The organism is Serratia marcescens subsp. marcescens ATCC 13880, assembly GCF_017299535.1.
GTDB lineage: Bacteria > Pseudomonadota > Gammaproteobacteria > Enterobacterales > Enterobacteriaceae > Serratia > Serratia marcescens.
Window position 1 is genome coordinate 1,544,071 of the sequence record NZ_CP071238.1, and the last position, 26,976, is coordinate 1,571,046.

General features: G+C 56.9%; 24 protein-coding genes. 10 read left to right on the plus strand and 14 right to left on the minus strand.

The window, feature by feature from the left end; genetic code table 11:
* Positions 1-2: 2 nt before the first annotated feature.
* The 3 genes from otnC to ltnD are packed head-to-tail and all read right to left on the minus strand — an operon-like array spanning position 3 to position 2,805.
* Entirely contained in the window at positions 3-635 is a 633-nt protein-coding gene (gene otnC, locus J0F90_RS07375) for a 3-oxo-tetronate 4-phosphate decarboxylase (protein ID WP_016928505.1), read from the minus strand.
* Complete coding sequence (gene otnK / locus J0F90_RS07380) at positions 632-1,891, minus strand: 3-oxo-tetronate kinase (RefSeq protein ID WP_016928504.1); 1,260 nt, start codon at positions 1,889-1,891, stop codon at positions 632-634. The genes otnC and otnK overlap by 4 nt, the downstream gene beginning before the upstream one ends.
* Positions 1,891-2,805: an L-threonate dehydrogenase gene (ltnD, locus tag J0F90_RS07385; protein WP_033640920.1), complete on the minus strand. Its 915-nt coding sequence runs from the start codon at positions 2,803-2,805 to the stop codon at positions 1,891-1,893. Before ltnD ends, otnK begins: the two co-directional genes overlap by 1 nt.
* Before the next feature lie 283 nt (positions 2,806-3,088).
* Between ltnD and ygbI the strand changes: the two genes are divergently transcribed.
* Positions 3,089-3,856: a DNA-binding transcriptional repressor YgbI gene (gene ygbI, locus J0F90_RS07390; protein ID WP_033640919.1), complete on the plus strand. Its 768-nt coding sequence runs from the start codon at positions 3,089-3,091 to the stop codon at positions 3,854-3,856.
* Between the two features lie 149 nt (positions 3,857-4,005).
* Here the strand turns inward: ygbI and J0F90_RS07395 are convergent, their stop codons facing one another.
* The 4 genes from J0F90_RS07395 to J0F90_RS07410 all read right to left on the minus strand — a co-directional run bounded on the left by J0F90_RS07395 (position 4,006) and on the right by J0F90_RS07410 (position 6,661).
* Positions 4,006-4,533, minus strand: coding sequence for a hypothetical protein (locus J0F90_RS07395; RefSeq protein WP_042706764.1), 528 nt, complete (start codon positions 4,531-4,533; stop codon positions 4,006-4,008).
* Between the two features lie 122 nt (positions 4,534-4,655).
* Positions 4,656-5,423 carry a molybdopterin-dependent oxidoreductase gene (locus tag J0F90_RS07400; protein WP_033640918.1) on the minus strand — a complete coding sequence of 256 codons (768 nt, stop codon included), beginning with the start codon at positions 5,421-5,423 and terminating at the stop codon, positions 4,656-4,658.
* Complete coding sequence (locus J0F90_RS07405; protein ID WP_033640917.1) at positions 5,416-6,021, minus strand: cytochrome b/b6 domain-containing protein; 606 nt, start codon at positions 6,019-6,021, stop codon at positions 5,416-5,418. The genes J0F90_RS07400 and J0F90_RS07405 overlap by 8 nt, the downstream gene beginning before the upstream one ends.
* Before the next feature lie 13 nt (positions 6,022-6,034).
* Complete coding sequence (locus tag J0F90_RS07410; protein WP_033640916.1) at positions 6,035-6,661, minus strand: hypothetical protein; 627 nt, start codon at positions 6,659-6,661, stop codon at positions 6,035-6,037.
* Between the two features lie 140 nt (positions 6,662-6,801).
* On the opposite strand from J0F90_RS07410, the gene J0F90_RS07415 reads away from it, so the two are divergent.
* Both J0F90_RS07415 and J0F90_RS07420 read left to right on the plus strand, forming a co-directional pair.
* The gene (locus J0F90_RS07415) at positions 6,802-7,473 is read left to right on the plus strand and encodes a heavy metal response regulator transcription factor (protein ID WP_016928497.1); all 672 of its coding nucleotides are present in this window, start codon (positions 6,802-6,804) and stop codon (positions 7,471-7,473) included.
* Positions 7,470-8,888, plus strand: coding sequence for a heavy metal sensor histidine kinase (locus J0F90_RS07420; protein ID WP_033640915.1), 1,419 nt, complete (start codon positions 7,470-7,472; stop codon positions 8,886-8,888). The genes J0F90_RS07415 and J0F90_RS07420 overlap by 4 nt, the downstream gene beginning before the upstream one ends.
* Positions 8,889-8,901: 13 nt before the next feature.
* Here J0F90_RS07420 and J0F90_RS07425 read toward each other — a convergent pair whose 3' ends face one another.
* On the minus strand, positions 8,902-10,368 hold the full coding sequence (locus J0F90_RS07425) for a sensor histidine kinase (protein ID WP_033640914.1): 1,467 nt from the start codon (positions 10,366-10,368) through the stop codon (positions 8,902-8,904).
* 3 nt (positions 10,369-10,371) lie between these two features.
* Complete coding sequence (locus J0F90_RS07430) at positions 10,372-11,085, minus strand: response regulator transcription factor (protein ID WP_033640913.1); 714 nt, start codon at positions 11,083-11,085, stop codon at positions 10,372-10,374.
* A gap of 150 nt (positions 11,086-11,235) precedes the next feature.
* Between J0F90_RS07430 and J0F90_RS07435 the strand changes: the two genes are divergently transcribed.
* From J0F90_RS07435 to J0F90_RS07450, 4 genes are all read left to right on the plus strand, one after another.
* Positions 11,236-11,847, plus strand: a complete 612-nt coding sequence (locus J0F90_RS07435; protein ID WP_016928493.1) for a cytochrome b/b6 domain-containing protein — start codon at positions 11,236-11,238, stop codon at positions 11,845-11,847.
* 10 nt (positions 11,848-11,857) lie between these two features.
* A complete protein-coding gene (locus tag J0F90_RS07440; RefSeq protein ID WP_033640912.1) occupies positions 11,858-12,634 on the plus strand; it encodes a molybdopterin-dependent oxidoreductase in 777 nt (258 codons plus the stop codon).
* A 71-nt stretch (positions 12,635-12,705) separates the two neighbouring features.
* A complete protein-coding gene (locus tag J0F90_RS07445) occupies positions 12,706-12,996 on the plus strand; it encodes a pentapeptide MXKDX repeat protein (protein WP_033640911.1) in 291 nt (96 codons plus the stop codon).
* 64 nt (positions 12,997-13,060) lie between these two features.
* Positions 13,061-13,528 (plus strand): YkgB family protein, encoded by a 468-nt coding sequence (locus J0F90_RS07450; protein WP_033640910.1) that lies wholly within the window; start codon positions 13,061-13,063, stop codon positions 13,526-13,528.
* Between the two features lie 121 nt (positions 13,529-13,649).
* On the opposite strand, the gene J0F90_RS07455 is transcribed toward J0F90_RS07450, so the two are convergent.
* Positions 13,650-16,721, minus strand: coding sequence for a DUF4214 domain-containing protein (locus tag J0F90_RS07455; protein ID WP_033640909.1), 3,072 nt, complete (start codon positions 16,719-16,721; stop codon positions 13,650-13,652).
* Between the two features lie 347 nt (positions 16,722-17,068).
* Positions 17,069-19,105 carry a choline transporter gene (locus J0F90_RS07460; RefSeq protein WP_015377179.1) on the minus strand — a complete coding sequence of 679 codons (2,037 nt, stop codon included), beginning with the start codon at positions 19,103-19,105 and terminating at the stop codon, positions 17,069-17,071.
* A 400-nt stretch (positions 19,106-19,505) separates the two neighbouring features.
* Between J0F90_RS07460 and betI the strand changes: the two genes are divergently transcribed.
* The 3 genes from betI to betA all read left to right on the plus strand — a co-directional run bounded on the left by betI (position 19,506) and on the right by betA (position 23,487).
* Positions 19,506-20,108 carry a transcriptional regulator BetI gene (gene betI, locus J0F90_RS07465; RefSeq protein WP_004939107.1) on the plus strand — a complete coding sequence of 201 codons (603 nt, stop codon included), beginning with the start codon at positions 19,506-19,508 and terminating at the stop codon, positions 20,106-20,108.
* 14 nt (positions 20,109-20,122) lie between these two features.
* A complete protein-coding gene (gene betB / locus J0F90_RS07470; RefSeq protein WP_016928486.1) occupies positions 20,123-21,595 on the plus strand; it encodes a betaine-aldehyde dehydrogenase in 1,473 nt (490 codons plus the stop codon).
* A 224-nt stretch (positions 21,596-21,819) separates the two neighbouring features.
* A complete protein-coding gene (betA, locus tag J0F90_RS07475) occupies positions 21,820-23,487 on the plus strand; it encodes a choline dehydrogenase (RefSeq protein ID WP_033640908.1) in 1,668 nt (555 codons plus the stop codon).
* A 108-nt stretch (positions 23,488-23,595) separates the two neighbouring features.
* Here betA and J0F90_RS07480 read toward each other — a convergent pair whose 3' ends face one another.
* The 3 genes from J0F90_RS07480 to J0F90_RS07490 form a co-directional block, all read right to left on the minus strand.
* Positions 23,596-25,221, minus strand: coding sequence for an FMN-binding glutamate synthase family protein (locus tag J0F90_RS07480; protein WP_033640907.1), 1,626 nt, complete (start codon positions 25,219-25,221; stop codon positions 23,596-23,598).
* Positions 25,222-25,401: 180 nt separating this feature from the next.
* Positions 25,402-25,992: a LuxR family transcriptional regulator gene (locus J0F90_RS07485; RefSeq protein ID WP_004939094.1), complete on the minus strand. Its 591-nt coding sequence runs from the start codon at positions 25,990-25,992 to the stop codon at positions 25,402-25,404.
* A gap of 21 nt (positions 25,993-26,013) precedes the next feature.
* Entirely contained in the window at positions 26,014-26,730 is a 717-nt protein-coding gene (locus J0F90_RS07490) for an EAL domain-containing protein (protein ID WP_016928483.1), read from the minus strand.
* Between the last annotated feature and the right edge of the window lie 246 nt (positions 26,731-26,976).

Below are 26,976 nucleotides of genomic sequence, written 5' to 3' on the forward strand. Positions count from 1 at the left end.
GGTCAGCTCCGTAATTCGGCAATTTCATCATCGGTCAAATAGCGGATCGGACGATCGCCGAGGGTGAAGATCAGCCGCGCCGCATCTTCCATCTCTTCGGCATTGTCCGCCGCCGCTCGCAGGTTTTTACCGGTCACCACCGGCCCGTGGTTGGCCAGCAAAAAGGCGCGGTGGGTCGGCGCCAGGCGAGCCAGATCCTGCGCCAGCCTTTCGTCACCGGGGCGATAGTAGGGCACCACCGGCACCTTGCCGACGCGCATCACCACATAGGGGGTGAACGGTTTGATGGCGTTGTCGACGTCCAGCCCCTGCAGGCAAGAGAGCGCCGTGAGGTAGGTGCAATGCAGGTGCACCACCGCTTTGCATTCAGGATTGTTCAGATACAGCGCTCGGTGAAAGCTGATCTCTTTCGACGGCTTGTCGCCGGAGAGCCAGTCGCCGTTCAGGCTCACTTTAGACAGGCGATCGGCCTGCAGCTCGCCCAGGCAAGAGCCGGTCGGCGTCGCCAGCAGCGCGCCGTCCGGCAGCAACAGCGAGAGGTTGCCGGCGGAACCGGTGGCGTAACCGCGTTGAAAAAACGAGGCGCCGAGGCGCACCATCTCTTCGCGCGCCTGTTGTTCGATGGTCATGGTCATACTGGAAACTCCGTTTGCGCGCGCGCGAAGAAGGCTTCATCGCCAAAATTGCCTGATTTCAGCGCCAGGGAAATCGCCCGATCGCTGGCGCGCACCCAGGGAACGCCGGGGGAAATGCTGGGGCCAATATGGAAGCCGCGAATGCCCAGCGCCTGCGTGACCACGCCGGAGGTTTCTCCGCCGGCGACGATAAAGCGGCTGAATCCCAACTGGCGCAGTTGCACCACCAGTTCGGCGAACAATGCCTCCACCGCCTCGCTGGCGGCGCTACCGTGCTGCCGTTGCGTTTGCTGCAGCGCTTCCGGCGCCGCGGTGGCGTAGATCAGCGGGGCAAGCGCCTCCCCGGCGTGATGCTGCGCCCAGTGCGCCAACTCGGCGGCGTAGGCGGCGCGTGCCTGCGGTTCGAGGCAACGGTCGATATCGATGGCCTGCGCCGAAGCGCGCTCGCGATAGTGCGCCACCTGCCGGTTAGTCATCACAGAACACGAGCCCGACAGCACCGCCGCTTTTTCCCCCTGCGGCGCGCCGGCCGCCTCTGCCGCACGATCGCCGCTTTGCGCCCATTGCCGCGCCAGGCCGATCGCCAGGCCTGAACCGCCGGTCACCAGCTTCATCGTTTTCAACGCTTCACCCTGGATGAGCAGATGCCGCTCGTTGAGCGTATCCAGCACCGCGTAGCGCACGCCTTCCTGGGCCAGTTGGCGCAGCTTCTCGCTGACCGCCTCGGCGCCGCGATCCATTTCCGCCGCCGTCACCAGCCCGCAGCGCCCGGCGGCCTGGGATTCCATCAGGCGCAGCAGGTTGCTGTCGGTCATTGGCGTGACCGGGTGATGACGCATGCCGGATTCAGACAGCAGCTGTTCCCCGACGAACAGGTGGCCCTGATAGACCGTGCGGCCGTTTACCGGCAACGCCGGTGAGACAACCGTGAAATTTTCCCCCAGCGCGGTGAGCAGGGCGTCGGTCACCGGGCCGATATTGCCCTGTGCGGTGCTGTCGAAAGTGGAGCAGTATTTGAAGTAGAACTGGCGGCAGCCCTGTTTTTGCAACCAGGCCAGCGCCTGCAACGACAGTTCGACCGCCTGTTCTGCCGGGCAGGAACGCGATTTCAGGCTGATGACCGCCGCCTGCGCATTGATCTGGGTTTCGTCTTGCGGCACGCCGTTCAGCTGCACCGTCGGCAGGCCGTTTTGCACCAGAAAACTGGCGATGTCGGTCGCGCCGGTAAAGTCATCCGCGATTACGCCAAGCAGCATCAGAGCGCCTCCTTTTTCTGCGGCAGATCGATGCCGGCAAAGATTTTGATTACCGCACTGTCATCTTCTTTACCGTAACCGGCGTTGCTGGCGGCGGTAAACATGGTGAAAGCGGTAGAGGCCAGCGGCAGCGGGAAGTGCAGCGCCTTGGCGGTATCCGCCACCAGTCCCAAATCCTTGACGAAGATATCCACCGCCGATTTGGGCGCATAGTCGCCGTCGACCACGTGGCGCATGCGATTTTCGAACATCCAGGAGTTGCCGGCGGCGTGGGTGACCACGTCGTACATCACGTCCAGCGGGATGCCGGCGCGGGCGGCCAGCGCCATGGCTTCCGCTCCGGCGGCGATGTGCACGCCGGCCAACAGCTGATGGATGATTTTTACCGTCGCGCCCAGGCCGATCGTCTCGCCGATGCGGTAAACCTTGCCGGCGATGGCGTCCAACACGGGTTGCAGACGCTCGAAGGTGGCGTCGGCGCCGGCGGCCATCACCGTCATCTGGCCTTCCTCCGCCTTGGCCGCTCCGCCGGAAACCGGCGCGTCCAGCATCGGTAGCCCGTATTCCAGCAGCCGTTGCTCGATCTGTTTGGCGTCATCGGCGGAAATGGTCGAAGAGACCATCACCGCGGTGCCTGGCTTGAGCTTTGGCGCCAGGCCTTGTTCGCCGAACAGGATCTGCTTCACCTGGGCGGCGTTCACCACCAGCAGCAGCACGGCGTCCAGCTCGGCCGCGAAGTCGCAGGCGCTGGTAGACGCTTGTTTCGCGCCAGCCTGTTGCAGCGTCGCCAGCGCCTGCGGATTCAGGTCCGCCCCGTAGGTGGTCAATCCGGCGCGGAGGCACGAACGCGCCGCGCCCATGCCCATCGCGCCCAGTCCGATGATGCAGACGGCATAATTCCCTGGGTGTGTCATACTGCACTCCTGTTAATTTTAGTGATAATTTGTTTTGTTGTGTTAAATGTAAGCGCTTGTCGACGGTTTATCCGCGATCGATATCACAATAATTAACAATATGTGAAACGAATTTTTCGTCTGATTTCTGGCCCGTATCAACATTACTATTATGTTTTTAAATAAGTTTATGTTTACCTGGCCTAACTGCGCGCGTCGTCACGCCGCGAAAAATTAGGGCTATCGGTGAACGAAAATTGACGTAAAATCACAATTATTATCACCGCAGCAACGAGAGGGAACCGTGATACCTGTAGAACGCCATCAACAAATTCTTGCGCTGGTATCCGAACGCGGCGTCGTCAGCATTGCCGAGCTGACCGAACGGCTGGGGGTGTCGCACATGACGATCCGCCGTGATTTGCAAAAGCTGGAGGAACAGGGCGCGGTGCAGTCGGTCTCGGGCGGCGTGCAGGCGCCCGAGCGGGTGGCGAGCGAACCTTCGCACCAGGCCAAAGAGGGGATGTTCAGCCGGCAGAAACTCGCCATTGGCCGGCTGGCGGCGCGGCAAATTCCCGCTGGCAGCTGTATCTATCTGGATGCCGGCACCACCACGCTGGCGTTGGCGAAACAGATCGGTGAACGTGACGATTTGACGGTGGTGACCAACGACTTTGTCATCGCCGGCTTCCTGATCGAACACAGCCAGTGCAGAATCATCCACACCGGCGGCACCGTGTGCCGGGAAAACCGCTCCTGCGTCGGCGAAGCGGCGGCACAGGCGCTGCGCGGTCTGTTTATCGATCTGGCGTTCATCTCCGCCTCTTCGTGGAGCATGCGCGGCCTGTCGACGCCGAACGAAGACAAGGTGATGGTGAAGAAGGCCATCGTCGAGGCCAGCCGCCGCCGCATTCTGCTCAGCGATACGTCCAAATACGGCAAGGTCGCGACCTACCTGGCGCTGCCGATCGCTGCCTTTGACGCCGTCATTACCGACGAAGGGTTGCCCGCCGCCGCGCGGGAGGCCATTGAGCAAGCGGGGATTGCATTGCTGACGGCGGGAGAAGAATAAGAACGAACCGGAATCAGGATGAAAGTTCGGTATCGATGCCACGTGCGGGCGCTTCACTTGCTTCAATGCCGCCGCGTTCACGCCATTCGCGGCGCCTTTGTTCCCACCACTCTTTGTGGAAAGCTTGCATCTCTTTCAGGCGCTGTTCCTTAACGTGCTGCTGGTAAGTGTGGGATGCTATGGGGGCTACGCGGGATTTCGATGACATAGAGGCCGTCCTTTATAAACTCTATTTTGTATAAATAATGCCCTTTGTGAGCGTATTTTTTCAACAAAAAATCATAAATTTTAGCTAATGCTGGCCTTAACGGTGCGCTTAAGATGATCCTGGCATGATACTGATAGGCAAACTTGAGAAGGGTTTCTCCAATGCCAACTACGAATAATCGTTCGCGTTGGAAAAGGGTGTAATGCATTGCGGTATAGGTATCGAAAGCTGAGCGCCGATGCCTGTCTGCGTCGCTCAACGCCTTAACATCATAAAACTCCAGAGAGAAAGCATTATTGAGGAGAGTCGTGTCCACATACACTGGGGCAAACCAATGGTGCATGTTTTGCCCAATTTTCTTGAAATCCAAATGATAGATGGCCGTTTTACCATCATCTTTTCTGACCGCAATCTGATACCTGTATGTGTCTGCTACCCCTGTATGTGACTCCCTCACATCAATCTCCATGATAAAATCCTTTTTACTATTATTTTTCCTATAGTTATCCCCTTTGTGACGAACAGATTATTAACCGCGGCGGAGACAATCCTCCAGCCGCCGATGAGGGTTGTGCGCAGCGCCGCGCAAAACTAAATGCCGCTGAACCAGTTGTAGCCCTGATCCTCCCAATAGCCGCCCGGATTGACGTCGCTGACGAAGATCGCGGCGATATGTTTGGCGTTTTTGAACCCCAGTTTGGTTGGCACGCGCAGCCGCAGCGGGTAGCCATAGTCCGCCGGCAGCGCCTTGCCGCCGAAATCCAGCGCCAGGATGGTCTGCGGGTGCAGCGCGGTGGCCATGTCGAGGCTGGCGTAGTAACGATCGGCGCATTTGAAGCCGACGTAACCGGCATTCAGATCCGCGCCGACGTGCTGCAGAAAGGTGCGCAGCGGCACGCCGCCCCATTGACCAATGGCGCTCCAGCCCTCAATGCAGATCAGACGCGTGATCTGACTTTGCTGTGGCAGCCGCTGCAGCTGTTCCAGCGTCCAGGGCGCTTTTTTCTCCACTTTCCCCGCGACCTCAAGCCGATAGCCGGCAAGATCGATCTCGGGGACGTTGTATTCCGGGTAAAACGCGTTGAAGGGGAAAGGCTGGGTAATCTGATCGGGGCGGTAAGTTTGCGCCAACCGCTGGCCGCTGAACAGCCAGGCCTGCACCCGGTCGTTCCAGCGCGACATGGCCCACAGCACCTTATCCACCCGATCGCCGTCTTGCAGGTTGCAACCGGTGAGCATGGCGATGCCGCCCAGCGTCAGCCCGGAGCGCAACATCAGCCGGCGTTGCAGATTGACCAACTGCTTTTTTTGGTCCGGTTCCAGCGTCGGCGCGGCTGCCCGCTGTTTTTTCTCATTCATGTTTGCCACCCGTTATCATCGCCCACAGGGTTTTGGGCACGACAGCCACCATAAAGACGTGGATCGCCACGAACAGGCCGATGCCGGCCATGGCGAAAAAATGCACGTAGCGTGCGAAATCGAAGCCGCCAAACAGCGCGACCAATCCCTGCAGCTGAACCGGCTTCCAAATCGCCAGGCCGGACAGCACCAGCAATAGACCCAGCGCCAGTACGCCGAGGTACATCAGTTTCTGAATGGCGTTATAGTGGCCATGCCGGTGGCGCAGGCGCAGCGTCAACGCCAGCCAGATATCCTGCCGCAGCGTGCCGATGCGAAGCGGCAACAGATCGCGGCGAAAATGACCGCTGAACAGGCTCCACAGCAGATAGCAGACGGCGTTGAGCGCCAATAGCCACATCACCGCCAAATGCCAACCAATCGCGCCGCCCAGCCAACCGCCCAGCGTCATCTGCGGCGGAAAGCGGAAATCGAACAGCGGCGAGGCGTTGTAGATTTCCCAACCGCTCATGAACATGCACACCATGGCGAACAGGTTGATCCAATGAGTGATTCGAACCGGCCAGCGATGCACCGGCCGCGACGCGTTGGTTTTCATGGCTTTCCTCCGGTTACATCGGCGGCACGGTGCCGTCTTTGCCGGCGGAAATGCGGGTGGCGATGCGTTCGCCCTTATCGTTGACGGCGGAGAACAGCACAATGTGCACGCCCGGTTTCAGCAGGCTCAGATCGCCCGGATCCAGCGTCACGATCGGCACGTCTTCCGGCACGACGACGGTTTTCTGCTGGTTGCCGTAGGTGACGGTCAGGGTGCGGCCGTTGGATTTGAGCAGTTTACCGACGGTGCCGTTGGTCATGGTGTCCACTTTGCCGTCGGCGGATTCCCAAGCCGAATGCCCTTCGCCGGTGCCGCGCAGGCTGGCGGCGAACACGTGCACCTCCAGCGCTTTGAGCGTGCCGTCCGGCTGCGGCACGGCGGCGGTGCCGATAAAACTGTCCGGTTTGATGTCGTCCAGCGTGGCTTTGGAAACGCTGAGCACTTTGGTCTGATCGTTCAGCTTGACGCTGAGTGTCTCGCCTTTGCGATCGGTCAGTTGCAGATTGCCGTCGGCAACCTGGCTGATGGTGCCGCGCAGCGGCGCAATCACCTTGCCCGGCGGTTGGGCGGCGGCGGCCAAGCCGCTGGACAGCAGTAATGTGGATAACAATAAACCGGCTATACGATGACGGGTAATCATAACGTTCTCCTGAAATGAGTTTGCCGGTTAAGCATGGTTGACCTACTGGGTCAGCGCCATGGCCGTTTGATGACATTAATGTCATCAAGTTTGTCCGCCGAAACTGCTAGTATTTTTGCAGACGTAACGAGGTGGCGAGCATGCGAATACTGGTTGTTGAAGACGATATCGGCACAGGGGATTACCTGAAGAAAGGGCTGGGTGAGGCGGGCTACGGCGTCGATTTGGCGCGCACCGGCACCGATGGGCTGTTTCGTGCGTTGGAGCAGGATTACGATGCGATCGTGCTCGACGTGATGCTGCCGGGGCTGGACGGCTGGCAGGTCATCGAGGTGCTGCGCAAGAAAAGCGACGTACCGATCCTGTTTCTCACCGCCCGCGACGGCGTGCAGGATCGCATCCACGGTCTGGAGCTGGGCGCGGACGACTATCTTATCAAGCCGTTTTCCTTTACCGAGCTGGTGCTGCGTTTGCGCACCTTGCTGCGCCGCGGGCCGGCGCGCGAAGCCGATCATTACGCCATCGCCGATCTGCAGTTGGACGTATTGCGCCGCCGGGCGGTGCGCCAGGATCAGGTGATCCCGTTGACCAACAAGGAGTTCATGCTGCTGCATCTGCTGGTGCGGCGCGAAGGCGAAGTGCTGTCGCGCACGCAGATAGCCTCTCAGGTGTGGGACATGAATTTCGACAGCGACACCAATGTGGTTGACGTGGCGATCAAACGCCTGCGCGCCAAGATAGATCGGCCGTTCGACGTCAAGCTGATCCACAGCGTGCGCGGCATCGGCTATGTTTGCGAGCCGCGCTCGTGAACGCCCGCGCTTCACGTCGGCCGGTGTCGCTGACGCTGCGCACCGCCATGCTGTTCGCGCTGGTGGCCGCCTGCGTGGTGAGCGGGGCGGGCTGGTATCTGTTCGGCGCCATGCGTCAGGAAATGACGCTCCGCAGCGATCTGCAGGTGACCGGGCGCATCGAGTATTTCCGCCATTTACTGGGGCAGCGCTTTCCTTTGGCGCGTCTGACCGCCAATAACGGCCTGTTCGAAAATATGCTGGGCAATGAACAGGACGTGCTGATTTTCCAAATCCCGGGGCAAAAGCCGCTCATCAATGTGAATCCGGCCAGGGTGGCCCTGCCGCCGATCGCGCCGACGCCGCCCGAACAGGCGCAGACGCTGGCCGCCGTGCGCGGCGGGGAAACGGCGCAGGGGGTGCCGCTGCGCGCGGCGTCGGCGATGGTGCGCCTGGAAGACGGCAGTTTGCTGCAGATCTCCGCCGCGCACGTGATGGTCAACGAGCAGAAGATGCTGGCGCGTTACCTGTGGCGCATTGTCGCGGCGGTCATTGTGGCTTTCCTGCTGATTGCGCTGCTGGGCTATGGGGTCATGCGCCGGGGATTGAAGCCGCTATGGCGCATGGCGGCGCAGGCGTCGCAGATCGCGCCCAATACATTGTCGACGCGCCTCAGCGAACAGGGGGCGCCGAAGGAATTGCAGCAGCTGACCCGTTCGTTCAATGCGATGCTCGATCGGTTGAATGAAGGTTATCAGCGGCTGACGCAGTTTTCCGCCGATCTGGCCCATGAGATCCGCACCCCGGTGGGCGCGTTGATGGGCCAGTGTCAGGTGGCGCTGTATCAATCCCGCAGCGTGGAAGAGTACGAAACCCTGCTGTCGAACAATATGGATGAGCTGGAGCGCATTTCGCGCATGGTGGAAAACATCCTGTTTCTGGCGCGCGCCGGTGAGGCGCAGTCCGCGTTGAACTACAGTCGTCTGGATGTGGCGGCCGAGCTGCGGCGGGTGGCGGATTACTTCGAAGGGCTGGCGGAAGAACGCGGCATCGCGCTGAGCTGCGAGGGGGAAGGCGAGCTGAAGGCGGACGCGATGTTGTTCCAGCGGGCGCTGAGCAACCTGGTGGCCAACGCGGTACGTTATGCCGACGAAAACAGCCTGATCGTCCTGCGGGCTGAACGGCGCGCCGATGCCTGGTGGGTGCAGGTCATCAATCAGGGGCAGCCGATCGCGCCGGCACAGTTGGAAAAATTGTTCGATCGTTTCTATCGCGCCGATCCCGCACGCAGCGCCGGCAATCATGCCAGTGGGCTGGGGCTGTCTATCGTGCGCGCCATCATGACGCTGCACGGCGGTGAGGTGCGCGCCGAATGTATCGGGCGCGCGCCTGTCGCCAACATCCTCTTCAGCCTGCGGTTCCCGATCGCACAATAACCGTTGTGTCGTGTTAACGCGGCGGAATGGCGAAGCGGAAGCAGGCGCCGCTTTGCGCTTGTTCGATCAGCTGAATATCGCTGTCGTGCAGCTGCAGAATACGCCGCACGATCATTAACCCCAGCCCGCCGGCGGGGCGTCGGGCGCCGCTCAGGATCGACGGCCGCACGAACAGATCGGCGCGCAGCGTCTGCGGAATGCCGGGGCCGCTGTCGCTGACCTGCACCATCACCCGACCTTCCTGCCGCCACAGCCGCACGCCAATGTCGCCGCCGGGCGGCGTATGGCGAATGGCGTTGTCCAGCAGGTTGGTCAGCACCCGCTCAATCATGCTGAGATCGGCGAACACCGGCGGAATGCCGGGAGCGATGTCGGCGTGCAGCCGCTGATTGCGCGCCTCCGCCGCCAGCTCGAACTTCTGGAACACGTCTTGCAGCAGTTCGCTGAGGGAGAAGGGTTCTTTCTGCGGTTTCACCACGCCGTACTCCAGCCGCGCCAGCTCGAACAGCTCCTGCGCCAGCTTGCCCACCTTGCGGCTCTGCGCCAGCGCGATCTCCAGATAGCGCCGCCGATCGGCGTCACTCAGGGTGGCGGCCTTGACCGACAGCGTTTCCAGATAGCCGTGCAGCGAGGTGAGCGGGGTGCGCAGATCGTGCGAGACGTTGGCGATGAATTCGCGCCGCAGCCGATCCTGCTGCGCCAGCGTTTGCCACTGTTCGGCGAGGCGCTGCGCCATGCGGTGGAAGGCCTGTTGCAGCTGGCTCACCTCGTCGCGCCCGGCCGCCACCGCCGGTAGCGCCGCGTAGGCCTGCACCGCCTCAATGCCGCCGCTGTCCAGCGCATTGACCTGACGGGTCAGGCGCCGGATGGGGCGAGTGACCCAGTAGAACGCGAAACCGCCGGCCAGCAGGCTGAACAGCACCATCACCCCGGAGGTCCACAGCGCCATCCTGGCCGCCGAGTTGAACTGGGCGTTGCTGGCCAACGCCGTGTACTCTTCACCGAGCAAAACCACATACAGATAGCCCTCGACCCGGCCGTCGACCTTCAGCGGCGCAACGCTGAACACCTTGCGCCCGTCCGCGCTGCGCGGATCGTCGCCGTACACCGGCATCTGCGCGCCATCGAGCAGCGCCTGCAGCGGCGCCAGCGCGACCCGCTGCCGCTTCAGATGCCCGGCCGGCGCGGCGTTGCCGATGATTGCGCCCTGTTTGTCGAGCAGATAAACCTCAACGCTGGGGTTCACCGCCATCAGCTGATCGAACAGGGTATGCACCGCCTGTGGATCCGGCCCGTTCACCCCCAGCAGCGGATTGCTGTCGGCGATATGCTGCGCCAGGTTGCCGGACAGGCGCTGGATCACCCCCTGGCTGTACTGGGTATTGCTGCGCACCTGCATCCAGCCGGAAAAGGCGCAGCCGATGACGATCAGCAGCGCGAAGATAATCGTGAGGCGTTGCGCTAACGTAAGGTTTTTCATGGCTCACTCTTGCGGCGCGGCCGCGAATTTATAGCCCATGCCCCACACCGTGAGGATGCGCTCGGGTTCCGCCGGGTTGCGCTCGATCTTGATGCGCAGCCGGTTGATATGGGTGTTGACGGTGTGCTCATACCCTTCGTGCTGATAGCCCCAGACCTGATTCAACAGGCTGAGGCGCGAGAACACCTGGCCCGGGTGGCGGGCGAAAAAGTACAGCAGGTCGAATTCGCGCGGCGTCAGCTCGAGCGGCTGTTGGTGCAGGCGCACCTCGCGGGCGATAGGATCGATGGTCAGATCGTTGAAGCTGAGCGCGCCGGCGTCCATGCGCAGGTTGCGGCTCATCGCCTCCTGACGGCGAAACAGCGCCTTGACCCGCGCCACCAGCTCCAGCATGGAAAAGGGTTTGGCCAGATAGTCGTCGGCGCCCAGCTCCAGCCCCAGCACACGGTGCACCTCGCTGGAGCGCGCGCTGGTGATGATGATCGGCGTGTAGCGCGTCATGGTGCGCGCCCGGCGGCAAATCTCCAATCCGTCCACGCCCGGCAGCATCAGATCGAGGATCAAGGCGTCCCAGCCGCCCTGTTCCAGCATCGCCATGCCCTGATTGCCGTCGGCGGCGTGGCTGATGGCGTAACCCTCGTCACGCAGATGCAGCTGCAGCAGCTCGGCGATGTCGCCGTCGTCTTCGACGATCAAAATTCGTTTTGGCTTGTCCATTCTCATTACCGCTGATTGCCCGATTCTCTCTGAAGTCTACACAACCGCCACCGGCGGAGTTATCACATTTTATTTAACTCTGCGTGAGGTCTTGGGGAACAAATCCGGGGAATACTCGGTTCATCGCATCGTTAGCTGGCAGGAATCGTTATGAGCCTCACTCTCACCCCGGAACAACGACAGACCGTACATCCGCTGTGGCTGCGGTTAACGCATTGGCTGAATGCGCTGGCGATGCTGATCATGGTGACCAGCGGCTGGCGCATCTACAACGCCTCGCCGCTGTTCAACTTCAGCTTTTTCAACGAGCTGACGCTCGGCGGCTGGCTGGGCGGCGCGCTGCAGTGGCACTTCGCCGGCATGTGGCTGTTTGGCGTCAACGGGCTGTGCTACCTGCTGCTTAACCTGACCAGCGGGCGTTTCAAACGCAAATATTGGCCGCTCAGCCCGAAGCAGTTTCTCGCCGATGTCGGCGCGGCGTTGCGCGGCCGGTTGCAGCACGCCGATCTGCGCCACTACAACATGGTGCAGCGCGTGGCCTACCTGTCGGTGATGCTCCTTGGCGTGCTGAGCGCGCTGTCCGGACTGGTGCTGTGGAAATCGGTGCAGTTTCCACTGCTGCGCACGCTGCTCGGCGGCTATGAAGCGGCGCGCTATATCCACTTTTTCGCCATGTCGGCGCTGGTGGCCTTCGTCGCGATCCATCTGGTGATGGTGGCGCTGGTGCCCCGCACGCTGTTGGCCATGCTGCGCGGACGCTAAGGAGTGAATGATGGAAAAGGATAAACAGATCATGACGATCGTTGAAGGGCAGGCGATCGTCAAAGAAGCGCAGCGCTTGTTGACCGCGTCATCCCGCCGCCGCTTTCTGCGCAACGGCCTGACGTTGGGCGGTATCGCCATGCTTACCGGCTGCGATCTCAGCGGCAACGCCAGCGTCGAGCAGGCGTTGAGCCGCATTTCGCGCCTCAACGATCGGGTGCAGGGCTGGCTGTTCAACGGCGATCGTTTGGCGCCGGTCTACCCGGAGTCGATGATCACCCGGCCATTCCCGTTCAACGCCTTTTACGCCGAGGAGGACGCGCCCTACATCAACGGCGACGACTATCGGCTGGAGGTGGCGGGGTTGGTGCAGGACAAGCGCGCCTGGAGCCTGCCGCAGCTGCATCGGATGGCGCAGGTCAGCCAGGTGACGCGTCATATTTGCGTCGAGGGTTGGAGCGCCATCGGCAAGTGGGGCGGCGTGCCGTTCGCCACCTTTCTCAAGGCGATCGGCGCGGATCTGAGCGCCCGCTACGTCAGCTTCAAATGCGCCGACGACTACTACACCAGTATCGACATGGCCACCGCGCTGCATCCGCAGACGATTATCGCGCTGACCTACGACGGCCAGATCTTGCCGCGCAAGTACGGCTACCCGATGAAGCTGCGCATGCCGACCAAGCTGGGCTACAAGAATCCGAAGCACATTCAGGTGATCGAGGTCACCAACCGCTTCCCGGGCGGTTACTGGGAAGACCAGGGTTACAACTGGTTTGGCGGCAGCTGAGGCGGCAGCTGAGGCGGCCGCCGGCCATTCTCCGGCACTCCGGTGCCTTTGACATGACGGAAGGAAATACCATGAAAAAGTTATTCGCAATGATGATGTGCAGCGCGCTGATGCTGGGCGTGGCCGGCGCCAACGCCGCGGACGGCATGAGCAAAGACGCGATGAAAAAGGACGGCATGAGCCAGATGTCGCACGACGGCATGGCGAAAGATGGGATGAAGAAAGCGTGCATGGGCAAGGACTGCATGAAGAAAGACAAGATGGGGAAAGACGCCATGAAAAAGGATGGCATGGCGAAAGACGGTATGGCCAAAGACGGCATGAAGAAAGACGAAATGAAAAAGGACGCGATGGGGCAGTAAGCCGCCGTACCCCGCGGTCGCAAGCGGCAAACCGCGGCGGCCGCGGGCAACATAAGGAGAGAGGATGATGCTGGCGACATGGCTGCGGCGCTTTCAGCGCTCGAATGGGGACGTTATCTTTATGCGCGCGGCGCTGGTGGTGATCTTCGCCGCCTTCGGCTACGCCAAGTGGTTTGATTACGAAGCGCAGGGACTGGTGCCACTGATCGGCAACAGCCCGCTGCTGAGCTGGATGCACCAGGCGTTCGGCATCCGCGGCGCCAGCTATGCGCTGGGCGTCGCCGAGTGGAGCTTCGGTTTGCTGCTGCTGGCGGGATTCTGGTCGCGACGGCTGGGGTTGCTGGGGGCGATCGGATCGACGGTGACCTACCTGACCACGCTGACGCTGATCTTTTCCACGCCGGGCGCCTGGGAGCCCTCCGCCGGCGGTTTTCCCGCCATGGCCGGCGCCACCAGCTTTTTAATCAAGGATCTGGTGTTGCTGGCCGGTTCCCTGGTGCTGTTGAAAGCCGATTTGCCGGCCGAGCAGTGACCAATACTAATATGGTTGACACAATTTAGCCCTAAAAAGCCCGATGTACTCATCGGGCTTTTACATTTTAGCGACAGAATGGTTACTGCATGTTTATATTTTAACCAATTCCTGTTTTTTATTAATAATATAGTTGTGATGCAAGGAGTTCAGTATCTGGCTGTCCGGATATTTTTATTAGTGCATCTGAGTTATCAAATATTTTGTTATTATTAAGATCCACCACGATATACGTATCTTTTTTCAAATTACTGTCCAGAGTGGAAACGACACCAGCCTTCCCTTTAAATTGCAATGGGTTTTCTGGGTCTGAAATGAACTCTATATATCCATAGTTGTCCAAGCTACTCCCTCCACTAACGTTATCTACGAAAGGTATTTTCTCCCCTTCTTTTCTTCCTGAAATATAAAAATTATCATCACTGAGAGCGATAATATCTTCTCGTGCATTAAAATCATAAAGAGTACTGGTGTTTTTAGCGATTGACATAATATTAAACATGTCTGCCCCTTTTCCTCCAATGGCTGTTACGATATCACTCACGTCAAAATAATCGTCCCCATCGCCGCCGATGAGTTTTATAGTGCTTGATACCTCTCGGTATATTGAATTCGAGAGTGCAAATTTATTGCCTTGCGAACCGCCAAAAATGACGATGTTCTTACTTATTGTTGTAAATAAATCAGGTTCAATCGAAAGATCTACACCAGGGTTTTTTGAAGCGTCAATAGTAAATTCAGTAGTATTGTTATCTCCTCCAAGAATAGCATTCAATTTTATTTTGTGTGTGCCTTCAATAGTTATTTTTTCAACATGTGACTTGGTTAATTTTAACGTCAAACCATTTTTGTCATTTGATTCCCCTACGGTTTTTATATTAACATTCCTCAGGTTTTCCCCCATTAACTCAAATGCTCCTGCATAAATAACGCTTTTAGTGCCAGATGATTCCACCGATTTGTTTAATGTGTCTTCACCATTTTTTTGATTGGTAATGAAGTTTAATTCTGTTACATCATTCTTAAATTTCAGTGAGTAATTTACATTACTCACAGAGTAAGGTCCGTCACTGCGGTTTCCAATATAAAAATTTGCCGCCTCTTTAGGTATGTTGATAACGGAAACTATATCTGCAGTGGCAGGTTTTGATTGATTCGCTGTGTTTATAAATGAGAACCCTGCTTTGCCAATTTGATTAATATTCCCTCCACTAATGATGTTGGTGTTTTCATTAAATATATCATAATCTAAAGTGTTGCTGATTACTGATGATATTCTGGATATAGTGCCATCTACATTTTTTGTATAAGTTAATGTTGATATTTGACCTGTGTATTTATATAAGTCGATAAGCGAGAAGTTTTTAAATTGATCGAGATTGCTTGTATATTGGATGCTCTTTGTGTCTGGAGCACCATTAATACCTTTGGTGATTGTTATTTCAGTTCGAGTATTGATAAAGTTCGCAGATATTGAGTTGACTCCGTTACCGCCATCTGCCGTAAACAAAGTGTTTATTTTATTTCCAGATTTGTTGCTATTATTTCCTGTCCATCCAAGAAAATCGTTACCGATACCAAAATTAAAATGAGTTGGCGCTGTGGTGATATCAGCTGACTGTGTTAACATTAATAATGTGTTTGCTTTTTTAGACGTTAACTCTGAAATGCTTCCGTTAATATAAGCGAAAATAAAATCATTAACATTATTATCGGGCAAAGCTATTTTCACAGGTTGGTTTCCGCTAATGCTTATTTGCTTAATGTTTGCTGCCTGATTAAGGTTAATATTGCTTTTTGTTGCAAGATTGATATCTATTTTTTCTAATTTTGACATTTCTATTTTACTGATATTATGTAGCAACCCAGAATTAACACTACTAGAAAGATAGTTATCTGAGTTGTTTGTCAATGTCGCATAGGTTTTATAATTCAGGCTGTCTGCAACTCTAAATATGAATTGGAACTTCTCATGAAATTCATTTGTTGTGCCCGCAGTGGTATTTAGTGCGCTGTTTATTACACTTTTAATTATCTCACCTTTATCGGATAGGGTAACAAGTTGCTGTATTGTGGCGCTATCTGCATCATGTCCATAAACAAAATTATACACTTTTTGCGCGTATGCGGTAATTTCTAAATATGTTGATATGCGAGTGAACTCAGAAGTATTGAGTAAAATATCTACCATTTTGTCGTAGCTGGTACCTGAGGCCATTTTTTGGCTCCAGCCAAATAGTGCTTCAGAGTTTAGATTTCTTCCCGCGCCAGCTAAATAAAGTTCGGCGATAAACTCCTGATACTCTAAAGGAGGCAGTTCTCCTGCTTTATAAACATATGAAGCGCCTTTTAAATGTTCCCTTGCAACGTGATCTTGTTCATTGTTACTTTCTTTTAATGTATTCATTAATTTTATTGCAATCTCTCCACGAGATATTCCCGTTGATAATAGATTGACATAAAAGTTCAATTCATTATCAGATGCTGAACGCTCATAACCATTCTCGAATAACTTTTGTATAAATGTCTTATTAGTTACTTTACTTAGATATGGACGATCATTAATAAATTTTTCTGTGGCTTGAAGTAATGTTCTTTCATGGTTATTGATTAATGGAGCCCAATACTCAATCACATCACGGGTGATTCCTGCCCCTAAGATATGAAAAATGCCTTGAATATCAGCTGTGCTATCAGTTTCATTCGTTGATGATGGGGAGGGAGAGCCAGGATAAAGAGCCTGATTTCCGTTGTCTACAAAATGCTCCCTATCTATCTGACGTTGTACCGGGTAATTATATTCATAACTATTATTTATACTCCAGTCGTCGTTCAGTTGAGGCCATGGTGCCGTATTAGTTACAAGTTCCTTAGTAATTTTGAAGAGATTATTATTGAGATTAGGGTTGATATATGATTCGTTTGACCAGAGCTTAAACTCTATTTCTCCCATGGTTCTACCGTGAATGGTGTTAAAAAAGAAAAACATGATCTCAAAGTTATTATGATATCCACCATATATTTCTTTTGCTTCAGGCGTCTTCATTAGCCTTGTGATTAAATCCTCTAAACCCGCAGGTCCATTTTTCTGTAAATTTTCACTAAGTGATTTTAAATCTTTTTCAGGTGGGCTTTTCCGAGTGATTGCATAATAAATGCTGGCAATCTGTTTTTCGTATTTTATCTCAGCCATAATTTAATTCCTCATTGTGATAATGTTTTTTACTAATGACTTGCAGTTCTTTTTTTAAGGCTAAGTAATTATAGGAAAGAATTGAAAGTTTGGCTGAGGAAATTTATGATATTGTATGCATGGTCATCATTTTATCTATGCTGGTAAGGTATAAATGATGTTTTTGTTTATGCAAAATAAATTTAACTATTTGTAGTTTATAGGGTTTTAATTGTCTTGGAGTGTCTTTTAATCTTCAAAAAAGATACTTATGATGTTTTTTGATGGGGTTTGGAATAAATATGTATTGAGTTTTTTTGGGGAGTATATTCCCACCAACTAATAGGGCTGGTGGGAATGGCATTATTTTAATCAGGATAGGTCAGGGTGCCCCCCGGCGCTTCGCGATGAATGTGCAGGAAGTTCAGGTGCTTCTCATACTGGTCGAGGATATCGCCAATCACCTGTTCCTTGCTGTAGTCCATCAGGTCGTTGCCCTGGGTGCCTTCCATCAGGAAGGTTTCCAGCCGGTAGTAGTGCGACTTGCCGGAGCGGGCACGGTAGGTGAAGCCCGGCACCGAGTAGCGCATCGGCCAGATCTGATAGATAAAGTTCTGTTCCTCGCCCAGGTGCACCAGCAGCTCTAGGTGGTTCAGGCGTTCGTCTTCGGTCGGCGGCACTTCGCTGAACTCCACTTTCGCGCCGCGCAACTCCAGCTCGCGCGCCACGTCCTGCATCGCCGGACGGCAAACCTTATCCAACATTTTCTGTGTGTACTGCGTGCCCGGGTAGTTCATCACCCGCGACAGACGCTGTTTCCAGTTGAGCACGTCGTGGCTGGAGACCGGCACCGGCGCCAGGGTGCTGAGCGCGCTGGCCTTGCGGTAGTCTTCCACCCGCAGCGATTTATACAGCCCGGCCATCACGAAGAAGATCACGAAGCTGAACGGCAGGCCCATGATCACCGTGGTTTTCTGCAGCGCCGGCACGCCGTCGGTCATCAGCATGCCGATGGTCAGCAGGCCGATGGCCACCGACCAGAAAATCCGCAGCCAGTTCGGCGCATCATTATTGATGTCGGCCAGGCGCGAGGTGAAGTTGCCCAACACCAGCGAGCCGGAGTCCGCCGAGGTGACGTAGAACAGCAGGCCGGTGATGGTGGCCACCGAGGCGCTGAAGGTGAAGCCGGGGTATTGCGCCAGCAGGCTGTAGAAGCCGCGCTCCGGGAACTGCATCACTTCCTGAGCAAACTCGGCGTTGCCGTGGATGATCTGGTACAGCGCGCTGTTGCCGAAGATAGACAGCCACAGCAGGGTAAACACGAACGGTATGATCAGCGTGCCGACCACGAACTGACGAATGGTGCGCCCGCGCGAGATGCGCGCCAGGAACAGGCCGACGAACGGCGACCACGCCACCCACCAGGCCCAGAAGAACAGCGTCCAGTTGTTCATCCATTCCACCGGCCGATCGAAGGCGAAGCTGTTGAGCGTCATGCCCATAAAGCGGTTGACGTAATCGCCGACGTTAAGCACCAGCGCGTTGAGCAGGAACTCGGTGTCGCCGAAGAACAACACGAACAGGATCAGACCCAGCGCCAGCAGCACGTTCAGCTCGGACAGGATGCGGATGCCCTTGTTGACGCCGGAAGTCACCGAGATGGTGGCCATGATCACCGACAGCAGGATTAGCGAGCCCTGCACCGTCAGGTTTTCCGGGATCTCGAACAATACCTTGAGGCCGTAGTTGAGCTGCACCACGCCAATGCCCAGCGTGGTGGCGATGCCGAAGATGGTGCCGAGCACCGCGGCGATGTCCACGCTGTGGCCGATCGGGCCGTTGATGCGCTTACCGAAGATCGGGTACAGCGCCGAGCGGATGGTCAGCGGCAGATTGTAGCGATAGCTGAAGTAGCCGAGGGCGATGCCCATCAGCGCATACATCGACCAGCCGGTCAGGCCGTAGTGGAACAGCGTCCAGACCATCGCCTGGCGCGCGGCCTCCAGCGTTTGCGCGTCGCCTTCCGGCGGCATCATGTACTGGGTCACCGGCTCGGCGACCGAGAAGAACATCAGGTCGATGCCGATGCCGGCGGCGAACAGCATCGCCGCCCAACTCATCAGGCTGAACTCCGGTTTGGACTGTTCCGGCCCGAGCTTGATGGAACCGAAGCGCGAGGCGGCGATAAACACCACGAACACGATGTACAGCGTCGCCGCCAGCAGGTAGTACCAACCGAAGGTGGTCGACACCCAATTCAGCGTGCGGGTGATCCACTGCCCGGAGAAGTCGGTGAAAAAGATGGTCATCAGCGAGAAGGCCAGGATCAGCCCCGCCGAGGTGAAGAAAACCACAGGGTTGAGGCGGTCCTGCTGCGGTTTGGAGGAGGTTTCGCGTGTTGTCATCGTCATCCTCTGAACTGAGTAAAATCGTGCCGCTCCGCATTTCGGGGCGCGTTGGCGCCGCCGGAAAACGGGCGAATGAAGGCGGCGGCCATCCCCATGGGAATGGCCTGAGTAACGCCGCTTTCGCCTGTTGCTGAAGCACCGGAGCGCTTCGCGGCGGGAACCGCTTACAGCCACTGATTTTGGTCAGATTCGTTAATTACCTCACAAAAATCAGCCAGTTCCACAACCAGATAGTACAAATTTTTAACCAGGCGGCAATAAAATATATGCAATTTTTATTGAACGTTCAATCAAAAAAAAGTTTAATAGTCCTCATGATGACCTGAATCACGGGCGAAACGGCAGTGAAATTTGCCCGCTGAGATAAGGCCGAAGTCGGTTTTGTGAGAGTCGAAATATGCCAAAGGTAGGAATGCAGCCAATCAGAAGGCAGCAGTTGATTGATGCCACGCTCGCCGCGGTAAACGAAGTGGGAATGCATGACGCCACCATCGCGCAGATCGCGCGGCGGGCCGGCGTTTCCAACGGCATCATCAGCCATTATTTCAAGGACAAGAACGGCCTGCTGGAAGCCACGATGCGCTATCTGATCAGCCATCTGGGCGAGGCGGTGAAGTTGCGCTTGCAGGCGCTCACCGATAACAGCCCGGCGGCGCGGCTGCAGGCGATCGTCGCCGGCAACTTCGACGACAGCCAGATCAACAGCGCGGCGATGAAGACCTGGCTGGCCTTTTGGGCCAGCAGCCTGCACCAGCCGCAGCTCAACCGGCTGCAACAGGTGAACGGCCGCCGGCTTTATTCCAACCTGTGCGCCGAATTTCGCCGCGTCATGCCGCAGCCGCAGGCGCGGTTGGCGGCCAAGGGGCTGGCGGCGCTGATCGATGGGCTGTGGCTGCGCAGCGCGCTGCGCGGTTCGGCGTTCAATCAGGCGCAGGCGCTGGCGCTCACGACCGAATACATCACGTTCCAACTCCGGGGGCAAACGCCGCCCGGAGGCTAACTCAAGGAGATCCTATGTCCCGTTTTGGCTTGCAGAAGCTCTATATTCATGGCGCCTATGTAGACAGCACCGCTGGAAAAACCTTCAACGCCATTAACCCGGCGAACGGCGAAGTTCTGGCTGAAGTCCAGTCCGCCGGCGCTGAAGACGTCGATCGTGCGGTGGCCAGCGCGGCCAGCGGGCAGAAGGTGTGGGCGGCGATGACGGCGATGGCGCGTTCGCGCATCCTGCGTCGCGCGGTGGATATTCTGCGCGAGCGCAACGATGAGCTGGCGGCGCTGGAAACGCTGGATACCGGTAAAGCGATGTCGGAAACCACCGCGGTGGACATCGTCACCGGCGCCGACGTGCTGGAGTACTACGCCGGCCTGATCCCGGCCATTGAAGGCGAGCAGATCCCGCTGCGCGATACCTCGTTCGTCTACACACGCCGCGAACCGCTGGGTGTGGTGGCTGGCATCGGCGCCTGGAACTACCCGATTCAGATCGCGCTGTGGAAGTCCGCGCCGGCCCTGGCGGCGGGCAATGCGATGATTTTCAAACCGAGTGAAGTCACGTCGCTGACGGCGCTGAAGCTGGCGGAAATCTACACCGAAGCCGGCCTGCCGGACGGCGTGTTCAACGTGGTGACTGGCAGCGGCGCGGAGGTGGGGCAGTACCTGACCGACCATCCGGGCATTGCCAAAGTCTCTTTCACCGGCGGGGTGAAAACCGGCAAGAAGGTGATGGCCAACGCGTCGGGTTCGACGCTGAAGGAAGTCACCATGGAACTGGGCGGCAAGTCGCCGCTGATTATCTTCGACGACGCCGATCTGGATCGCGCCGCCGATATCGCCATGATGGCCAACTTCTACAGTTCCGGCCAGGTGTGCACCAACGGCACCCGCGTCTTCGTGCCGGCGGCGCTGCAGGCGCAGTTTGAGGCGAAAATTCTCGAGCGCGTGAAACGCATTCGCCTCGGCGATCCGACCGATCCGCAAACCAACTTCGGGCCGCTGGTCAGCTTCGCGCACATGGAATCGGTGCTGCGCTTTATCGAGAGCGGCAAAAACAGCGGCGCGCGCCTGCTGTGCGGCGGCGAACGCGTCACCCACGGCGAATTCGGCAAGGGCGCTTATGTGGCGCCGACGGTATTCAGCGACTGCCGCGACGACATGGAAATCGTGCGCGAAGAGATCTTCGGACCGGTGATGAGCATCCTCAGCTACCAGAGCGAAGAGGAAGTGGTGCGCCGCGCCAACGACACTACCTTCGGCCTGGCCGCGGGCGTGGTGACCCACGATCTGGCCCGCGCGCACCGCGTGATCCACCAGTTGGAAGCCGGCATTTGCTGGATCAACACCTGGGGCGAGTCGGCGGCGGAAATGCCGGTCGGCGGCTATAAGCAGTCCGGCGTCGGCCGCGAAAACGGCCTGACCACGCTGGAGCACTACACCCAGATCAAATCGGTGCAGGTCGAGCTGGGCGAATACGCCTCGGTATTTTAACTATCCCCGTCGTCTTTCAAGCTACAGCGTTGTTGGCTGCGAGCGCAGACCCCAGTCACTTACTTGAGTAAGCTCCTGGGGCTCTGCGCCCTTGCCGCCTGGCTGTAACTCGAAATCCATAGGGGATATATCTTTTTTGCATCCAAAACTGCCTCGATATATTCAGCATGCGGAATTCAAGCCATTCGCATCATTCAGGCATATGAATATTTAGGAGATAATGAATGGAATTTGACTACATCATTATCGGTGCCGGTTCCGCCGGCAACGTGTTAGCCACCCGATTGACCGAAGACGCCGACGTCAGCGTCCTGCTGCTGGAAGCCGGCGGCCCGGATTACCGGATGGATTTCCGTACCCAGATGCCGGCCGCGCTGGCGTTTCCGCTGCAGGGCCGCCGCTATAACTGGGCGTATGAAACCGATCCTGAGCCGCACATGAACAACCGCCGGATGGAATGCGGCCGCGGCAAAGGGCTGGGCGGTTCATCCCTGATCAACGGCATGTGTTACATTCGCGGCAACGCGATGGATTTCGACAACTGGGCCAAGGCGCCGGGTCTGGAAGACTGGACCTATCTGGACTGTCTGCCGTATTTCCGCAAGGCGGAAACGCGCGATATCGGCCCGAACGATTACCACGGCGGCGATGGCCCGGTAAGCGTCACCACGCCGAAGGCCGGTAACAACGAACTGTTCCACGCCATGGTGGAAGCCGGCGTACAGGCGGGCTATCCGCGCACCGACGATCTGAACGGTTACCAGCAGGAAGGATTCGGCCCGATGGACCGCACCGTGACGCCGAAAGGGCGCCGCGCCAGCACCGCCCGCGGTTATCTGGATCAGGCGCGTTCACGGCCAAACCTGAAGATCGTCACCCATGCGCTGACCGACCATATCGTGTTCGAGGGCAAGCGCGCAGTGGGCGTCAACTATCTGCAGGGCGACAGCAATCAGCTGACCCATGCCAAAGCGCGCCGCGAAGTGCTGCTGTGCGCTGGCGCCATCGCCTCGCCGCAAATTCTGCAGCGTTCGGGCGTCGGCCCGGCGGCGCTGCTGAAAAGTCTGGACATCAACGTGGTGCACGATCTCCCGGGGGTGGGGGAAAACCTGCAGGATCACCTGGAGATGTACCTGCAGTACGCCTGCAAGAAACCGGTGTCGCTGTACCCGGCGTTGCAATGGTTTAACCAGCCAAAGATCGGCGCGGAGTGGCTGTTCAACGGCACCGGCATCGGCGCCAGCAACCAGTTCGAGGCCGGCGGTTTCATCCGCAGCCGCGCAGAGTTCGCCTGGCCGAACATTCAGTATCACTTCCTGCCGGTGGCGATTAACTACAACGGCAGCAACGCGGTGAAAGAGCACGGCTTCCAGGCGCACGTCGGTTCGATGCGTTCGCCGAGCCGCGGCCGGGTACAGGTGAAATCGAAGGATCCGCGCCAGCACCCGAGCATTCTGTTCAACTACATGGCGACCGAACAGGATTGGCAGGAGTTCCGCGACGCTATCCGCATCACGCGCGAAATCATGGCGCAGCCGGCCTTGGACGAATACCGCGGCCGCGAGATTAGCCCAGGGCCGGAGGTGCAGACCGACGAGCAGTTGGACGCCTTCGTGCGCGAGCACGCCGAAACCGCCTTCCACCCGTCCTGCTCGTGCAAGATGGGCGAAGACGAAATGGCGGTGGTCGACGGCCAGGGCCGGGTGCACGGCATGGATGGATTGCGGGTGGTGGATGCATCAATCATGCCGCTGATCATCACCGGCAACCTGAACGCCACCACCATCATGATCGCCGAGAAGATCGCCGATCGCATTCGCCAGCGCACGCCGCTGCCGCGCAGCACCGCCGACTACTACGTCGCCGGCGATGCACCGGTGCGTAAGCAGTAACCGACACGCCCTCTCGCCGTTGAGGGGGAGGGCCGCCGTAGCAAGCAACCCCTCTCCATATGCTCTTCCCCAAGGCGAGGGGGCAACTCTCTTTTATCCCTTATCCCATCATGCCGCCGGCAGCGAGATCGCCTGATCGAAACTGGTGGGCGTCGCCATGCGCCACATGCGGGCGTAGAACTCGCTTTTGATCTCCGGCTGCAGCAGCGCGCCGGGCTCCAGGTAGTAATAGATATCGGCGTACACCTTGATCTCGGTCGGCGTGATGCGGCGCAGCATATGGTGCGAGGTCAGCTGCTCCGGGCGGCTGACGCCGGCCGCCGCCAGCATGTCCGCCAGCGCTTTCACCGTATTTTGATGGAAGTGATAGACGCGCTCCGCCTTGTTCGGCACCACCAACGCCTTTTGCCGCAGCGGATCTTGCGTCGCGACGCCGGTCGGGCAGTGGTTGGTGTGGCAGCTTTGCGACTGGATGCAGCCGACGGCGAACATAAAGCCGCGCGCCGAGTTCACCCAGTCGGCGCCGAGCACCAGTACGCTGGCGATGTCAAAAGCGCTGATGATCTTGCCGCTGGCGCCAATCTTGATTTGGTCGCGCAGGCCGCAGCCCACCAGCGTGTTATGCACGAACAGCAGCCCTTCGCGCAGCGGCATGCCCATATAGTTGGAGAGTTCGAGCGGCGCGGCGCCGGTGCCGCCTTCCTTGCCGTCCACCACGATAAAGTCCGGCAGAATGCGGGTGTGCAGCATCGCCTTGACGATAGCGACGAACTCCCACGGGTGGCCGATGCACAGCTTGAAACCGACCGGCTTGCCGCCTGACAGCTCGCGCAGCTGCTGGATGAAATGCATCATTTCCAGCGGGGTGGTGAAGGCGCTGTGCGAAGCCGGCGAGATGCAATCCACGCCTTCCGGCACGCCGCGGGTGGCGGCGATTTCCGCATCCACCTTTTTCGCCGGCAGAATGCCGCCGTGGCCGGGTTTAGCGCCCTGGCTGAGCTTGATTTCAATCATTTTCACCTGCGGGCTTTGCGCCTGTTCGGCAAAGCGGCGCGGATCGAAATGGCCGTCGGCGGTGCGGCAGCCGAAATAGCCGCTGCCCAGCTCCCACACCAGATCGCCGTTGTTTTCGCGGTGATAGCGGCTGATGCTGCCCTCACCGGTGTCGTGGTAGAAGTTGCCCTTGGCCGCGCCGAGGTTGAGCGCGCGGATGGCGTTGGCGGAGAGCGCGCCGAAGCTCATGGCCGAAATGTTGAAGATCGACGCGGAGTAGGGCTGGCGGCAATCAGCGCCGCCGATGGTGATGCGGAAACTGGTTGGGTCGGCGGCTTCCACCGGCCGCATGGAGTGGCCGATGCACTCATAGCCGGTTTGGTACACATCCAGCAGGGTGCCGAACGGTTTGTCACCCATCTCATTTTTCGCACGGCGATACACCAGCGTGCGCTGGGTGCGCGAAAACGGGATCTCTTCATTATCCTGCTCGAGGAAATACTGGCGCAGTTCCGGGCGGATGAACTCGAAGAAGAAGCGCAGGCGGCCGATGATCGGGTAGTTGCGGCAGATGGCGTGGCGCTGCTGCGTGAGATCGTAGATACCCAGCACCATCAGGCAACCGCAGGCCAGGGCCGGCAGCCAGAACCACGGATGGTTGTGCATCATGATCAAGAAAACCAGGGTGAGCAAGATGCTCAGCACAAAGCAGGTATAGCGGCTGAATAAGGACGACTTCATAACATCTCCTGATGTTTATTTTAATCCACACGACATGACTCACGGATAATCCGTGTGCAAATCGTAACCAACAGGAGAGGATGTTGTGTGTCTGTTGCTGCTTTGTCGCCGGTTGTTACATTAATTTAACCTGACGGAAGGGGGTTGCCGCGCGGCGTGCCGCGCAACAAGCCAAGATGTTTATTTTCCGGCGACGAAGATGGTGCTCATGCTGCGCAGCCGCAGCTTTTTCATCGCGCTGTATTTTTGCGAGAAGATGGTTTTCGGGTGCGTGCCGCGTTTTTCCGCAATGTGCAGCAGGCTGTCGCCGCGCAGCAGATTGAAGATCACGTCGCTTTCCGCCGGGCTGAGCTCGCGGGTTTTCTGCACCCGGATGCCGCCCGGTTCCTTGCTTTCCAGCAGCCGCTGGATTTTTTCCTGCAGCGAATAAAGCGGAATGCGGGTAGAAACCAACTCAACGGAAATCCCCAGGATCGACAACAGTTTCACTACGCGCTCGTCGTCATAGAACACCAGCAGGCGCGTCTTGCTGTTGTATTGCTGGTGCAGGGACACCAGGCTTTCTATCACGTTGACGCTCTGTTCCAGGTTTTGCGAGGTGAAAATCAGCGCGATATCGTGCTTGGTGATCTTCTCCGCTTTGGCGCCGCCATGCATGAAATCGGAAAACAGGCGGATATCGTACGCGCCGTAGTGTTTCTTCAGCAGCACCGACAGACCAACATAGCTGTACTTACACTCACTAATCACAAGAACGTTGTTTTTAGACATAGGGCAAACACCAATACCGAGTTAAAAGTATTCAGCTGTAAGAAGCGAATTCAAATCCTTGATGCTGGATTCCTTCCACAGCTTTCCCTGCAGTGCGTAATATGGCATTTCATCCAGCCATTTCTTGTGTTCGGGAGTTTCAACTCCTTCGATAATTACCTTGTAATGATTAAGGTAAAAGAAGCGCAGTAACGCGCGCATCAAGCCCTCGCCGCCGGACTTTTTCATAAAGTCCCAAAGCAAAAAACGGTCGAGCTTAACGAAGCGGAACTGGCTGTTGTACAACGCGGAAAAACCCGCATAGCCAGAACCAAAATCATCGAGCCAAAATGAATAACTATTCAATGACGGATCGCCGTGCACGCGATCTTTCACCAGCCGGGTTGAATTCTCGCTGATCTCAAAATGAATACAGCGCAGGGCATTAATTCTTTCGGCAAAGTGAGTATTCGCCAGCGATTGCAGGGAATAATCGTCAACATTCAAAGTGGCTATCACTTGGTTTTCATGAAACCAGTGTTTGTATTTATCGATCAGATTGATCTGATCCATCAAAATCTCAATCCGGGTTGCGCTGTCGGCGTGACGAAAGAACTGTTCAGGAGAAAAATGGGCGTATTCGCTATTAAACGTAAAGCGAGACAGACATTCAACGGCCAGCAATTGTCCCGATTTTGCGAACATTGGCTGAAAAACATAATTAATGCCGTTATTTTTCTCTCTGAAAGAACCGCTCATTTCCCAATCCTTGGATTGATATTTAACTTGTTGATTTTAAATGGTTAAAAAGAAAGTTACTCCAGGTTTATTGGTAAATTTCTTATTTAAAGCGTCAGGATGGCCGAAACGTGTCGACAGACCATTAAACGCGTAATTCGTGCCAAAGTCCAAACGTCGCAATATGTTACTAAGTGTAAATATTCGGGATAATATTCTGATTTTCAGGCCTTAATGCAAAATCTTGAACTCTGCAGCTTTCCCAAA

Coding starts and splice junctions, on each gene's coding strand:
- otnC (WP_016928505.1), bottom strand. CDS start 635: ATGACCATGACCATCGAACAACAGGCGCGCGAAGAGATGGTGCGCCTC.
- otnK (WP_016928504.1), bottom strand. CDS start 1,891: ATGCTGCTTGGCGTAATCGCGGATGACTTTACCGGCGCGACCGACATC.
- ltnD (WP_033640920.1), bottom strand. CDS start 2,805: ATGACACACCCAGGGAATTATGCCGTCTGCATCATCGGACTGGGCGCG.
- J0F90_RS07395 (WP_042706764.1), bottom strand. CDS start 4,533: ATGGAGATTGATGTGAGGGAGTCACATACAGGGGTAGCAGACACATAC.
- J0F90_RS07400 (WP_033640918.1), bottom strand. CDS start 5,423: ATGAATGAGAAAAAACAGCGGGCAGCCGCGCCGACGCTGGAACCGGAC.
- J0F90_RS07405 (WP_033640917.1), bottom strand. CDS start 6,021: ATGAAAACCAACGCGTCGCGGCCGGTGCATCGCTGGCCGGTTCGAATC.
- J0F90_RS07410 (WP_033640916.1), bottom strand. CDS start 6,661: ATGATTACCCGTCATCGTATAGCCGGTTTATTGTTATCCACATTACTG.
- J0F90_RS07415 (WP_016928497.1), top strand. CDS start 6,802: ATGCGAATACTGGTTGTTGAAGACGATATCGGCACAGGGGATTACCTG.
- J0F90_RS07425 (WP_033640914.1), bottom strand. CDS start 10,368: ATGAAAAACCTTACGTTAGCGCAACGCCTCACGATTATCTTCGCGCTG.
- J0F90_RS07430 (WP_033640913.1), bottom strand. CDS start 11,085: ATGGACAAGCCAAAACGAATTTTGATCGTCGAAGACGACGGCGACATC.
- J0F90_RS07435 (WP_016928493.1), top strand. CDS start 11,236: ATGAGCCTCACTCTCACCCCGGAACAACGACAGACCGTACATCCGCTG.
- J0F90_RS07440 (WP_033640912.1), top strand. CDS start 11,858: ATGGAAAAGGATAAACAGATCATGACGATCGTTGAAGGGCAGGCGATC.
- J0F90_RS07445 (WP_033640911.1), top strand. CDS start 12,706: ATGAAAAAGTTATTCGCAATGATGATGTGCAGCGCGCTGATGCTGGGC.
- J0F90_RS07450 (WP_033640910.1), top strand. CDS start 13,061: ATGATGCTGGCGACATGGCTGCGGCGCTTTCAGCGCTCGAATGGGGAC.
- J0F90_RS07455 (WP_033640909.1), bottom strand. CDS start 16,721: ATGGCTGAGATAAAATACGAAAAACAGATTGCCAGCATTTATTATGCA.
- J0F90_RS07460 (WP_015377179.1), bottom strand. CDS start 19,105: ATGACAACACGCGAAACCTCCTCCAAACCGCAGCAGGACCGCCTCAAC.
- betI (WP_004939107.1), top strand. CDS start 19,506: ATGCCAAAGGTAGGAATGCAGCCAATCAGAAGGCAGCAGTTGATTGAT.
- betB (WP_016928486.1), top strand. CDS start 20,123: ATGTCCCGTTTTGGCTTGCAGAAGCTCTATATTCATGGCGCCTATGTA.
- betA (WP_033640908.1), top strand. CDS start 21,820: ATGGAATTTGACTACATCATTATCGGTGCCGGTTCCGCCGGCAACGTG.
- J0F90_RS07480 (WP_033640907.1), bottom strand. CDS start 25,221: ATGAAGTCGTCCTTATTCAGCCGCTATACCTGCTTTGTGCTGAGCATC.
- J0F90_RS07485 (WP_004939094.1), bottom strand. CDS start 25,992: ATGTCTAAAAACAACGTTCTTGTGATTAGTGAGTGTAAGTACAGCTAT.
- J0F90_RS07490 (WP_016928483.1), bottom strand. CDS start 26,730: ATGAGCGGTTCTTTCAGAGAGAAAAATAACGGCATTAATTATGTTTTT.